Source organism: Agrococcus carbonis (assembly GCF_900104705.1).
Lineage (GTDB): Bacteria > Actinomycetota > Actinomycetes > Actinomycetales > Microbacteriaceae > Agrococcus > Agrococcus carbonis.
The window spans coordinates 268,652-281,195 of record NZ_LT629734.1; the positions used below are offsets into that span (position 1 = coordinate 268,652).

General features: G+C 72.5%; 13 protein-coding genes. 3 read left to right on the plus strand and 10 right to left on the minus strand.

From position 1 onward, the window contains the following. Both BLT67_RS01310 and BLT67_RS01315 read left to right on the plus strand, forming a co-directional pair. Positions 1–756 (plus strand): peptidylprolyl isomerase, encoded by a 756-nt coding sequence (locus BLT67_RS01310; protein WP_092665150.1) that lies wholly within the window; start codon positions 1–3, stop codon positions 754–756. A gap of 331 nt (positions 757–1,087) precedes the next feature. Further along, on the plus strand, positions 1,088–2,320 hold the full coding sequence (locus BLT67_RS01315; protein ID WP_092667451.1) for a DUF349 domain-containing protein: 1,233 nt from the start codon (positions 1,088–1,090) through the stop codon (positions 2,318–2,320). 99 nt (positions 2,321–2,419) lie between these two features. Here the strand turns inward: BLT67_RS01315 and BLT67_RS01320 are convergent, their stop codons facing one another. From BLT67_RS01320 to ruvA, 6 genes are all read right to left on the minus strand, one after another. Beyond that, positions 2,420–4,651, minus strand: coding sequence for a RelA/SpoT family protein (locus BLT67_RS01320; RefSeq protein ID WP_092665153.1), 2,232 nt, complete (start codon positions 4,649–4,651; stop codon positions 2,420–2,422). A gap of 19 nt (positions 4,652–4,670) precedes the next feature. Beyond that, a complete protein-coding gene (gene secF / locus BLT67_RS01325; RefSeq protein WP_092665156.1) occupies positions 4,671–5,642 on the minus strand; it encodes a protein translocase subunit SecF in 972 nt (323 codons plus the stop codon). Further along, positions 5,642–7,303, minus strand: coding sequence for a protein translocase subunit SecD (gene secD, locus BLT67_RS01330; protein ID WP_092665159.1), 1,662 nt, complete (start codon positions 7,301–7,303; stop codon positions 5,642–5,644). Before secD ends, secF begins: the two co-directional genes overlap by 1 nt. Positions 7,304–7,306: 3 nt before the next feature. Beyond that, positions 7,307–7,678 (minus strand): preprotein translocase subunit YajC, encoded by a 372-nt coding sequence (locus BLT67_RS01335; protein WP_092665162.1) that lies wholly within the window; start codon positions 7,676–7,678, stop codon positions 7,307–7,309. Positions 7,679–7,741: 63 nt separating this feature from the next. Beyond that, positions 7,742–8,755, minus strand: a complete 1,014-nt coding sequence (gene ruvB / locus BLT67_RS01340; protein WP_092667452.1) for a Holliday junction branch migration DNA helicase RuvB — start codon at positions 8,753–8,755, stop codon at positions 7,742–7,744. 8 nt (positions 8,756–8,763) lie between these two features. After that, complete coding sequence (gene ruvA, locus BLT67_RS01345) at positions 8,764–9,360, minus strand: Holliday junction branch migration protein RuvA (protein WP_092665165.1); 597 nt, start codon at positions 9,358–9,360, stop codon at positions 8,764–8,766. Between the two features lie 116 nt (positions 9,361–9,476). Between ruvA and BLT67_RS01350 the strand changes: the two genes are divergently transcribed. Next, the gene (locus BLT67_RS01350) at positions 9,477–9,659 is read left to right on the plus strand and encodes a hypothetical protein (RefSeq protein WP_092665168.1); all 183 of its coding nucleotides are present in this window, start codon (positions 9,477–9,479) and stop codon (positions 9,657–9,659) included. A gap of 24 nt (positions 9,660–9,683) precedes the next feature. Here BLT67_RS01350 and ruvC read toward each other — a convergent pair whose 3' ends face one another. From ruvC to BLT67_RS01370, 4 genes are all read right to left on the minus strand, one after another. Beyond that, a complete protein-coding gene (gene ruvC / locus BLT67_RS01355) occupies positions 9,684–10,250 on the minus strand; it encodes a crossover junction endodeoxyribonuclease RuvC (RefSeq protein WP_092665171.1) in 567 nt (188 codons plus the stop codon). Next, positions 10,251–11,012: a YebC/PmpR family DNA-binding transcriptional regulator gene (locus BLT67_RS01360; RefSeq protein ID WP_092665174.1), complete on the minus strand. Its 762-nt coding sequence runs from the start codon at positions 11,010–11,012 to the stop codon at positions 10,251–10,253. Positions 11,013–11,091: 79 nt separating this feature from the next. Next, positions 11,092–11,787: a hemerythrin domain-containing protein gene (locus tag BLT67_RS01365; RefSeq protein ID WP_092665177.1), complete on the minus strand. Its 696-nt coding sequence runs from the start codon at positions 11,785–11,787 to the stop codon at positions 11,092–11,094. Between the two features lie 48 nt (positions 11,788–11,835). Next, positions 11,836–12,444 (minus strand): hypothetical protein, encoded by a 609-nt coding sequence (locus BLT67_RS01370; protein ID WP_092665182.1) that lies wholly within the window; start codon positions 12,442–12,444, stop codon positions 11,836–11,838. Positions 12,445–12,544 lie beyond the last annotated feature (100 nt).

Consider the following 12,544-nt stretch of genomic DNA (forward strand, 5'->3'; position numbering starts at 1 on the left):
GTGGTCACGAAGCAGGAGCAGGAGCGGCGCGTCCGGGACTACCGCGCGCGGCAGGCCGTGCACGAGCGGCGGAAGCGCCGGCAGGTGCGCGACTCGATCGTCGGCGGCGTCGCTGCGGCCGTCGTGCTCTTCGGCGGCGTCGGGCTGCTCTCGATCACGCAGCCCCCCGCGGCCCCGGCCGACGAGACGCCCGCTCCCTCGGCGAGCGAGCCCGCTGCCGAGTCGACCGTGCCCGGCCCCGAGCTCGCCGAGGGACGGTCATGGACGGGCACGCTCACGATCGACGGCGTCGCGCTCGGCGTCGAGCTCGACGGCGAGGCCGCGCCGCAAGCGGTCTCGGCCGTGCTCCACGACACGCAGCAGGACTACTACGACGGCAAGAGCTGCCACCGCCTCACCACGAGCGAGGGCTTCAGCGTGCTGCAGTGCGGCTCGCTCGACGGCAACGGCGCCGGCGACCCGTCGTACATGTACGGCCCGATCGAGAACGCGCCCGCCGACGACGTCTACCCGGAGGGCACGATCGCGATGGCTCGCCAGAGCGGCAACGCCGACTCCAACGGCCACCAGTTCTTCATCGTCTACGGCGACACCACCATCCCCTCCGACGCCGCGGGCGGCTACACCGTCATCGGCACCGTCACCTCGGGGCTCGACGAGCTCCGCGACACGGTGATCGCGGCCGGCACGGAGGGCGGCGTCCCGGACGGCCCGCCCGCCGAGCCCGTGACGATCGACGACTTCGTCCTGCAGTAGCGGCCGCCGCCCGCCGCGATAGGCTCGACCCTGCCCGTCCCCTCGTACGAGAGACTCCGTCATGCCCGACCCCATCCAGCCCACCGACGCCGACGCCGAGCAGCAGGCCGCTGAGACGGTCGCCGGCGAGCCCGCGACCGGCGAGGACGCCGCTCCCGGGGCCGCCGCCCCCGCCGCCGAGCCGGACACCCCCGCTCCTGCTGACGAGGCGCCCGCCGCCGAGCAGGACGCGCCGGCCGAGCAGGACGCGCCCGCCGACCAGGACGCGCCCGCCGAGCAGGACGCGCCCGCCGAGCCGGAGGCGCCCGCCGCTGAGCCGCAGGGGCCGGCCATGGGCGAGCCCGTCATCGAGCGCGGCTTCGGCCGCGTCGACGCCGATGGCACGGTCGCCGTCCGCGACGGCGACGCCTGGCGCGTCGTCGGGCAGTTCCCCGACGCGACGCCCGAGGAGGCGCTCGCCTACTTCGAGCGCAAGCACACCGAGCTCGAGGGCCAGGTGCGCCTGCTCGAGCAGCGCATCCGCGGCGGCGCGAACGCGAAGGACGTCGCGAAGGCGGCGTCGCACCTCCACGAGACCGTGCAGGGCTCGAGCGCCGTGGGCGACATCCCCGCGCTGCTCGCGCGCCTCGACGCGCTCCGCGGCACGCTCGGCGAGCTCGAGGCGCAGCAGCAGGCCGCGAGCAAGGCTGACCTCGAGCACGCGATCGCCGAGCGCACGCAGGTCGTCGAGTCGATCGAGCGGCTCGCCGCGGGCGACCTGGGCGACGTGCAGTGGAAGCAGATGATGCAGAAGGTCGACGTGCTGTTCGCCGACTGGCAGCGCCTGCAGAAGGACGGCCCGCGCCTGCCGAAGGGGCAGGCCGACGCGCTCTGGAAGCGCTTCCGCGATGCCCGCAGCACGCTCGAGACCGCGCGCCGCAAGTTCTTCGCCGAGCTCGACGCCTCCCACAAGGACGTGCGCGCCCGCAAGCAGGCGCTCGTCGAGCAGGCGCAGGCGCTCGCGCCCAAGGGGGTCGACGGCATCCCCGCCTACCGTGCGCTGCTCGATCAGTGGAAGGCCGCCGGCCGCGCCGGACGCAAGATCGACGACGCGCTGTGGGCCCAGTTCAAGGAGGCCGGCGACGTCCTCTTCGCCGCGAAGGCCGAGCAGGCCGCGGTCGACAACGAGGAGTACGCGGCCAACCTCGTCGCGAAGCGGGCGCTGCTCGAGGAGGCCGCGCCGATCCTCGAGCTGCAGGACCGCGCCGCCGCGCGCGACGCGCTGCTGAGCATCCAGCGTCGCTGGGACGAGATCGGCCGCGTGCCGCGCGAGTCGCTGCGTGAGGTCGAGGACCGCATGCGGGCCATCGAGACGCACGTGCGCGAGCTCGACGAGCAGCACTGGAAGCGCTCCGACCCCGAGCGGAAGGCGCGCTCCGAGGGGCTCGCCGGCCAGCTCGAGGAGGCGATCGAGGCGCTCGAGGCCGAGCTCGCCGACGCGAAGGACGCGAAGCGCAAGGCCGAGATCGAAGCCGAGCTCGCGACCAAGCGCAGCTGGCTCGAGGTCGTCGCCGCCGCCGGCTGATCGCGGCGCATGCAGGAGGCCGGTCCCGTGACGGGGCCGGCCTCCTGCATGTGCGGCACGTGAGCGGATGCGCTGCGGCCGAGGGCGCGCGGCCGGCGGTCAGCCGGTCGTGATGCGGTAGACGTCGTACACGCCGTCGATGCGGCGCACCGCGTTCAGCACGTTCTCGAGGTGCGTGACGTCGCCCATCTCGAACGCGAAGCGGCTGAGCGCGAGCCGGTCGCTGCCCGTGTTGACGCTCGCCGAGAGGATGTTGACGTGGTGCTCGCTCAGCACGCGGGTGATGTCGCTCAGGAGCGCGGAGCGGTCGAGCGCCTCGACCTGGATGTTGACGAGGAACAGTCCCTTCGACACGGGCGCCCACTCGACCTCGATCATGCGCTCGGGCTCGGTGAGCAGCCCCTGCACGTTGGGGCAGCTGCGCTGGTGCACGCTCACGCCCTGCCCGCGCGTGACGAAGCCGACGATGTCGTCGCCCGGCACGGGCGTGCAGCACTTGGAGAGCTTCACGAGGATGTCGTCGGCGCCGCGCACGAGGACGCCCGAGGTGCTCGCCGCCGGGCGCGACGCGGTGCGCGTCGGCAGCAGCGGCTCGGGCGCGTCGTCCGCCCCGCCCTCCTCGGCGCGGATGAACGCGACGACCTTCTCGAGCACCGACTGGGTGGAGACGTGCCCCTCGCCGACGGCCGCGTAGAGCGCCGTGACGTCGTCGTACTTGAGCTGCGCGGCCACCTGGGCGAACGCATCCCGCCCCATGAGCTTCTGCATCGGCAGGTCATGGCGCCGCATCGCCTTCGCGATCGCCTCCTTGCCCGCCTCGACGGCCTCGTCGCGCCGCTCGCGCTGGAACCACTGCCGGATCTTCGCGCGTGCGCGCGGGGAGGTCACGAAGCCCTGCCAGTCCTGGCTCGGCCCCGCATCCGGGTTCTTCGAGGTCAGCACCTCGACGACGTCGCCGGTGGCGAGCTTCGTGTCGAGCGGCACGAGCCGGCCGTTGACCTTCGCGCCCATCGTGCGATGCCCGACCTCGGTGTGGACCGCGTAGGCGAAGTCGACCGGCGTCGCGCCGGCCGGCAGCCCGATGACCTTGCCCTTCGGGGTGAAGACGTAGAGCTCCTTCGCCCCGATCTCGAAGCGCAGCGAGTCGAGGAACTCGCCCGGGTCGGTCGTCTCCTCCTGCCAGTCGTTGATGTGCTGCAGCCACGCCATGTCGGTCGACGACATCTCGCTGCCGCCCGACTGCTTGTACTTCCAGTGCGCCGCGACGCCGTACTCGGCGCGGCGGTGCATCTCCTCGGTGCGGATCTGGATCTCGACGTGGTGGCCGCGCGGGCCGATGACGGTCGTGTGCAGCGACTGGTAGAGGTTGAACTTCGGGGTGGCGATGTAGTCCTTCAGGCGCCCGGGCATCGGCTGCCAGCGCGCGTGGATCGCGCCGAGGACCGCGTAGCAGTCGCGCACCGATGCGACGATGACGCGCACGCCGACGAGGTCGTAGATGTCGGCGAAGTCGTGGCCGCGCACCTGCATCTTCGTGTAGATCGAGTAGTACTGCTTCGGTCGCCCGGCGATGCGCCCGCGGATCTTGCCGGCCTTCATGTCCTCGCGGAGCCCCGCGACGACCTCCTCGAGGTAGCGCTCGCGCTCGGGCGCGCGCGCCTCGACGAGGTTCTTGATCTCGAGGTAGACCTTGGGCTGCAGCACCGCGAACGAGAGGTCCTCGAGCTCGACCTTGATCGTCTGGATGCCGAGGCGGTGCGCGAGCGGCGCGTAGATCTCGAGCGTCTCGCGCGCCTTCCGCAGCGCCGAGTCGCCCGAGACGAAGCCCCACGTGCGCGCGTTGTGCAAGCGGTCGGCGAGCTTGATGACGAGCACCCGGATGTCCTTCGACATCGCGACGACCATCTTGCGCACCGTCTCGGCCTGCGCGTTCTCGCCGTACTTGAGCTTGTCGAGCTTCGTGACCCCGTCGACGAGCATCGCGATCTCGTCGCCGAAGTCGGCGCGGCACTGGTCGAGCGTGTAGCTCGTGTCCTCGACCGTGTCATGCAGCAGCGCGGCGGCGACCGTGATCGCGCCGATGCCGAGGTCGGCGAGGATCTGCGCGACGGCGACCGGATGCGTGATGTAGGGCTCGCCCGACTTGCGGTACTGCCCCCGGTGCGCCTCCTCGGCGACGATGTAGGCGCGCTGGATGAGGCCCGTGTCGGCCTTCGGGTGCTGCGACTTGACCGAGCGGATGAGCTCGTCGACCGCCCCCGCCCGGTGCGAGCGGGAGAACAGGAACGGCAGGAGCGTGCGGAAGCCGCCGCTGGGCTGCACCTCGCTCATGTCGGACCTCCGATCGTGGCTAGACCACGGCCCCCTGCTCGCGCTGGACCTTGACCTTGGCCTCGCCGATGCTGTCGTGCTGCCGCAGCTGAGCATAGACAGGCGCAGCGACGAACAGCGACGACCACGTGCCGACGATGGTGCCGATGAACAGTGCGAGCGCGATGTCGCGCAGCGTGCCGGCGCCGAGCAGGAACGCCCCGATGAAGAGGATCGACGCGATCGGCAGCGTCGCCACGATCGACGTGTTGATCGAGCGCACGACCGTCTGGTTGACGGCCAGGTTGATGTTGTCGAGCATGGTGCCCGAGACGCCGGGCGCGGTGTTCTCGCGCACCTTGTCGAACACGACCACGGTGTCGTAGAGCGAGTAGCCGAGGATCGTGAGGAACCCGATCACCGCCGCAGGCGTCACCTCGAAGCCGATGATGCCGTAGATGCCCGCCGTCACGAGCAGGTCGAACGCGAGGGAGCTGAGGGCTGCGAGCGCCATCTTCCAGGTGCGGAAGTAGGCGGCGAGCACGATCGAGACGAGCACGAGGAAGACCACGAGCGCGATGAGCGCCTGCCGCGAGACGTCCTGGCCCCACGAGGGGCCGATGAACGAGAACGCGACGTCGCCGGTCTCGACGCCGTACTGCTCGGCGAGCGCGGCGCGGATCTCGGCCGCCTGCTCCTCCGAGACCGCGTCGGTCTGCACGCGCACGGTGTCCTGGCCGATCGCGGCGGCGCGCGCCTCCGTGTCGGGCACGATGGCCTCGACCGTCTCGGTCGCGCCCTCGACGCTCGCCGACTCGAGGCCGGAGACGCGGAACTCGCTGCCGCCGGTGAACTCGATGCCGAAGACGAAGCCGCCGCGGACGACGGTGCCGAGCGCGAGCACGATGAGCACGACCGCGGTGACGATGAACCAGGTCTTGCGCTTGGACACGACCGGGATCGAGCGCTCGCCGGTGTAGAGCTCGTTGCCGAGGGTGGTGAGCGACGCCATCAGTCCTCCTTGCCCGTCGTGGCCGCGGCCGCCTTGCGCTCCGCGATCGATTGGCGGCGCTGCGCCTCCCGCGAGGAGGTCGCGCCCTTGCCTGCGAGCACGGGCTCGCGGAAGCGCGCCCTGCCGCGGTAGACGGCGCCGAGCGCCTGCGGGTCGAGGCCCGAGAGCCGGTGGCCCGACGAGAAGAACCCGGTGCGCGCGAGCAGGCGCAGCAGCGGATGCGTGAAGAGCGCGACCACCACGATGTCGATGAACGTCGTGATGCCGAGGGTGTAGGCGAACCCGCGCACGTTGCCGACCGAGAGCAGGAACAGGATGACCGCGGCGAGGAAGCTCACCGCATCCGACACGAGGATCGTGCGGAACGCGCGCTTCCAGCCGGTCTCGAGCGCCGAGGTCAGGTGCTTGCCCTCGCGCAGCTCGTCGCGGATGCGCTCGAAGTAGACGATGAACGAGTCGGCCGTGATGCCGATCGAGATCACGAGGCCCGCGATGCCCGCGAGCGAGAGGCGGTAGCCCTCGGTGCTCGAGAGGAACGTCACGACGAGGTACGTCAGCACGCCGGCGATGCCGAGCGAGAGCACGACGACGAGCCCGAGCGCGCGGTACTGGAGGATCGAGTAGGCGACGACCAGGATGAGGCCGATCAGGCCGGCGATGAGGCCCGCCTGCAGCTGGCTCGCGCCGAGCGTCGGCGAGATCGTCTCGTTCGACTGCACCTGGAAGCTCACCGGCAGGGCACCGAAGCGCAGCTGGTCGGCGAGGCTCTGGGCGCCCTCGCGCGTGAAGCCGCCGGTGATGCTCGCGTTGCCGTCGGTGATGATGGCGTTCGACGAGATCGGCATGAGCACGGTCGAGTCGAGCACGACCGCGAACTGGTTCGTCGGCTCGGGCAGGCCCGTGATCGCGCGGGTGATCTCCTCGAAGTCGGCCGGACCGTTGCCGTCGAGCTCGAGGCTGACTGCCCAGCCGCCGGTCGCCTGCCCCTGCGAGTTCGTCGCGGCTGTGACCTGCGCGTCGGCGATGTCGGCCCCGTCGACCTGCACCGGGCCGAGGATGAAGCGCGCGGTGCCGTCGGTCGAGCACGTGATGAACGGACGATCGGGGTCGGCGACCTTCGTCGGGTCGACGTCGGCGCACTGGAACGCGTCGAACTCGGCCTGGAGCGCGGGCGTGATCCACGCCTGGTCCCACGAGTCGGTGGGCTCGGATGCGGGCGCCTCGTCCGCGGGCTCGGTCGCCTCGGGCGTCGGGGTCGCCCCCGGCGGGTTCGCGGCGGCCGAGGCGAGCACGGGCCGGAACTCCATCTTGGCGCTCGCCTGGATGCGCTGCATCGTCGCGGCGTCGGGCTCACCGGGGAGCGCGACGACGATGTTGCGGCCTCCCTGCGTGGTGATCTCGGTCTCGGAGATGCCGGAGGCGTCGACGCGCTGGCGGATGATCTCGACCGCCTGGTCGAGCTGCTCCTGCGTGATCGAGGCGCCCTCGGCGAGCCGCGGCTCGAGCACGATCTGCGTGCCGCCCTCGAGGTCGAGCGCGAGCTGCGGCGCCCACGAGCCGCCCGAGAACTGCACGGCGGCGAGGTTGGCGCCGGCGAGCCCGGCGATCAGCACGAAGAGCCAGATGAGGGCGCGCGCGCCCCGGGTCCGAGCCTTGGCCACGGATCAGGCGCGGTCGCGCGGCTCGTCCGCGTCGCCGACGTCGTCGACGCGCTCCTCGGCGACGACGGCGTCATCCTCGACGACGCGGGCGAGCGTCTGGCGGTGCACGCGGACGATCGTGCCGGGCGCGATCTCGAGCAGCGCCTCGTTGCGCTCCTCGTCGATCTCGCGCAGCTCGCCGAAGAGGCCGAAGTTCGTCATGACCTCGGCGCCGGGCACCATCTTGGTCTGGAGCTCCTCAGCCTGCGCCTTGCGCTTCTTGTTGCTGCGGAACATGAAGAAGATCATCGCCGCGAGGACGACCAGCATGATGATGGTCAGCGGGTCGAGCTGGAAGCCCGTCTGGCCGGTGGCGGCGTTCTGCAGGAAGAGCATCGTGAAGGAAGAGCCTCTCAGGGTGGTTCGCCCTGCGCGGCTTCGCGCGGGGCCAAGCGACCATCATAGCCCGTCGAGCGTGGGCTCCCGCATGTCGGCGCGGGCGTGGCGCATGCCCGCGGGGGTCGCGACCCGACCGCGGGGGGTGCGGCCGATGAGGCCCTCGCGCACGAGGAACGGCTCGACGACGGACTCGATCGTGTCCGCCTCCTCGCCGATCGCCGCCGCGAGGGTGGAGAGGCCGACGGGGCCTCCCCCGAACCGGTGCGCGATCGCGTGGAGCACCGCGCGATCGATGCGGTCGAGCCCGGCCTCGTCGACGTCGTAGAGCTCGAGCGCCGCGCGCACGCCCTCGAGGTCGCTCGAGCCGGCGTGCACGAGCAGCCAGTCGCGCACGCGGCGCAGCAGGCGGTTGGCGATGCGCGGGGTGCCGCGCGAGCGGCTCGCGAGCTCGCCGAGCGCCGCGGGCTCGATCTCGAGGCCGAGCAGCCGCGCGGACCGCGCGAGCACGCGCTCGAGGTCGTCGGCGACGTAGAACTCGAGGTGGGCGGTGAAGCCGAATCGGTCGCGCAGCGGCGCCGGGAGCATCCCCGAACGCGTCGTCGCGCCGACGAGCGTGAACGGCGCGAGCTCGAGCGGGATCGACGACGCGCCCGCTCCCTTGCCGACCATGATGTCGATGCGGAAGTCCTCCATCGCGAGGTAGAGCATCTCCTCGGCCGCGCGCGACATGCGGTGGATCTCGTCGATGAAGAGCACCTCGCCGGGCACGAGCGCCGAGAGCACCGCGGCGAGATCCCCGGCGTGCTGGATCGCCGGGCCGGACGAGTAGCGGATGGGCCGCCCCGTCTCGGCGCCGATGATGCTCGCGAGCGTCGTCTTGCCGAGGCCGGGAGGGCCCGCGAGCAGGATGTGGTCGGGCGCGCGGTCCTGCAGGCGCGCGGCGTGCAGCAGCACCTCGAGCTGCCCCTTGACCTTCGGCTGCCCGACGAACTCGGCGAGGCTCGCCGGCCGGAGCGCGCCCTCGAAGGCGAGCTCGTCCGCCGTCGCGCCCGGATCGAGGAGCGGATCGCCGATCGGCTCCGTCACTGCCGCGCCCCCGGCCCGAGGATGGCGAGCGCGGCCCGCAGCAGTCCGCCGGTCGTGCCGGCGGCGTCGGGGGCGGCGGCTGCCGCGCGCTCGATCGCGTCGTTCGCGGTGCGCTCGGGCCACCCGAGCCCCGTGAGGGCCGTGAGCACGTCTGCCCGCGCATCCGACCCCTTCGCCGCCGCGGCGGGCGCCGGTGCGGCGAGCTTGCCGCTCAGCTGCAGGATGAGGAGCTTCGCGGTCTTCGGCCCGATGCCGCTCACGGCCTTGAACGCGCGCTCGTCCTGCTCGGCGACCGCGCGCGCGAGCTCGGAGGGCGCGAGGTGCGCGAGCACGCCGAGGGCCGACTTCGGGCCGACGCCCGAGACGCCGATGAGCAGCTCGAACGCATCGAGCTCGGCCTCGGTCTCGAAGCCGAACAGCGCGAGCTCGTCCTCGCGCACCACGAGGTGCGTGTGCAGCGCGATCGGGCTGCCGACGCGCGCGGCGAGCGAGCACTGCGGAGTCACCGCCACGGCGTAGCCGATGCCGGCGACGCCCACGACGAGCCGCTGCCCCCGCGCGGACAGCACGGTGCCGTCGAGACTGGAGATCACCCCATCAGCCTAGGCCGGGCCACCCCGCCCGCCGCCCTGCCGCGCCGCGCGTCGGACGGGGCTCGCGACTCCGGTAGAGTCGATGCCGACCGCCGATCCGCAGACAGGGAGCGACCATGCACGTCATCCACACCGCCTTCGCGATGGTGCTGTTCATCGGCGGCCTGATCCTCATGGGCTACTCGTTCGAGACCGAGGGCCTCGAGCTCATCATGTTCACGGGCGGCCTCGCGGCGCTGTGCGTCGGTGTGTTCTTCGCCATCGAGGTCGGCCGCCGGGAGCACCGCCGCTCGCGCTGACCCGCGTTCGACGCGCCGCCCCGCTCAGCGAGCCGGGCGGCGCTTCGCTGCCGCCTCGGCGGCCGCCCACGCCTGCTGCGCGGGCGTCGCGGCGCCGCGCACCGGGACGCGCGCGCGCCAGCCCTCGGCGATCGCGATCGCGAGGGCGTCCGCCGCGTCCGCGGGGCTCGGCGCGGCCTGCAGCCGCAGCAGGCGGCGCACCATCTCCCCCACCTGGCGCTTGTCGGCGGCGCCGTAGCCGGTCACCGCGGCCTTGACCTCGGTCGGCGTGAGGAGGGAGATGGGCAGCTCGCGCTCGGCAGCCGCGCGCAGCACGATGCCGGAGATCTGCGCGACGCCCATGACGCTGCGCAGGTTCGCCTGCGCGAAGACGCGCTCGAGGGCGATCGCGTCGGGGCGGTGCCGGTCGATCGCCGCCTCGACGCCGCGGCCGATGCGCAGCAGCCGCTGCGGGATCGGCTCGTCGGCGTCGGAGCGCACGACCTCGACGTGGACGAGCGAGGGCGTCCGCCGCTCGACGTCGATGACGCCGATGCCGCAGCGGGTCAGCCCGGGGTCGACGCCGAGCACGCGCACCGACGCCGAGACCACCTACTCGTCCTCGTCGAGCTGCGCCTGCACCTCGTCGGAGATGTCGTAGTTCGCGTAGATGTTCTGCACGTCGTCGAGGTCCTCGAGCGCGTCGATGAGCCGCAGCACCTTGCGCGCGGTCTCGAGGTCGGCCTCGACCTTGAGGTTCGGCACGAACTCGGCCTCGGCGGAGTCGTAGTCGATGCCCGCCTCCTGCAGCGCGGAGCGCACGGCGACGAGGTCGCCCGCCTCCGAGATGACCTCGAAGCCGCCGCCCTGGTCGATGACCTCCTCGGCGCCCGCGTCGAGCACGGCCTCGAGGATCGTGTCCTCGTCGACGCCCTCAGCCTTCGTGATCGAGACGACGCCCTTGCGGCTGAAGTTGTACGCGACCGACCCGGGATCGGCCATCGTGCCGCCGTTGCGGCTCATCGCGGTGCGCACCTCGGCGGCCGCGCGGTTCTTGTTGTCGGTGAGGCACTCGATCATGAGCGCGACGCCGTTGGCCGCGTAGCCCTCGTACATGATCGCCGTGTAGTCGATCGTCTCGCCCGTGAGACCCGCGCCGCGCTTGATCGCGCGGTCGATGTTGTCGTTCGGGACGCTCGTCTTCTTCGCCTTCTGGACGGCGTCGACGAGGGTGGGGTTCCCCGCGAGGTCGGCGCCGCCGATCTTCGCGGCGACCTCGATGTTCTTGATGAGCTTCGCGAACGACTTCGCACGCTTGGCGTCGATGGCCGCCTTCTTGTGCTTGGTCGTCGCCCACTTGGAGTGTCCGGACATGCTGCCTTCCGGGTCGAGGGAGGAGGACGCCCCATCCTACGCCGGTGCCGCGGGGCGGCGGCTCAGCGGCCGACCGCCGTCACCGCGGCCCGTAGATCGCGCGCCAGCGGCGGTCGGCCTGGCGGCGGCCGAAGAGGCGGAAGGCGAGGCGCACGGGCTGGGGCAGCTGCTCCATGAACTCGGCCTCTCGGCCCTCGGCAGCGAACTGGCGCCGCACGCGGTCGAGCTCGATCATCATCATCGTCGACGGCCGGCCCTCGCGCATCGCGGCCTCGCGGATGCCGTCCCACTCCCCTTGCGTCATGACGCGGGCCGCGACCGGCACGACGTCGCGCTCCTCGTCGCCGAGATGGTCGATCAGCACGGTTCGCGTGCGCTCGAGCGCGTCGATGAGCGCCTCGGGCTCGGAGGGCGCAGCGCGCCAGGCCGCGACCGCCTCCCGCACGCGCTCGAGCAGCTCCGCGATCCTCGCGTGCTGGTCCCGCATCCGCCCTACGTGCGCGCGGCACGCGGGCGCGCGCTGCTCGAGGCGATCCCAGATGTGCTCGTCCTCGAGCCTGTGATGCACGCCGAGGTCCTCGACGAGCGCGTCGAGATGGCCGGCGATGAGGCGGACGCGGCGAGCGTCGGCGGCGGGCGTCGCGCGCACGAGCTCACCCGCGCGCGCGAAGTCCTCGCGGTAGATCGCGTGGATGATGCGCAGCTCGCTCGTGTCGCAGCCCGCGCCCGGCGGGGGCCGCTCGCCGTCGCCCGTCGAAGGCAGCTGCTGCACCATGCGAGCACGGTACGCGGCGGCGCCCCGCCGCACCAGCGCCGATCTCGGTCAGCGGCTGCTCGCACGCACCCCCGCGGAGCGCAGCTCGAGCGACGCGAGCGCCTCGATCGCGGCCGGATCGCCTGCGCGCATGGCCGCCGCGGGGTCGGGCACCGCCGCGAGCACGCGGGTCATCGGCTGGCCGACGAGCGCGCGCACCGCGAGCAGCTCGCGTCCGGCCGGGGTCGCCGCGAGCCGGAGGGTCGCGCCCGCGCGCCGCACCCCGCGAAGCCGCGGGAGCACCCACAGCAGCACGACGAGGAGTGCCGGCAGCAGCCACAGCGCCGTCGCGACGCCGCCAGCGAGCGCGTCGACGGCATCGCGCAGCGCGACACCGGCCGCCGCGAGCTCTTCGGCGGAGCCGGAGGCGTCGCGGAAGGGCTGCGCGACCCCTTCGCCGACGAGCGGCACCTGCGCGAGACCCTCCCCCGCATCCCGCAGCGTGCGCGAGAAGCCGGCGCCGGCATCCTCGACCTGCGTCCCGAGCGCACCGAGGGAGGCGATCGCGTCGTGCACCTGCCGCGCGACCCACACCGCGACGACGATCGTCACGAGGGCGATGAGGTCGCCGAGCACCTGGAGGGCGGCGCGGGCGGGCCGGCTGGAGTAGAGCTGCACAGGCCGATTCAACCAGCGCCGGTGCACTCGGTGCCGATGCAACCAGCGCCGATGCAACCAGCGCCGATGCAGCCGGCGCCGATGCAACCAGCGCCGATGC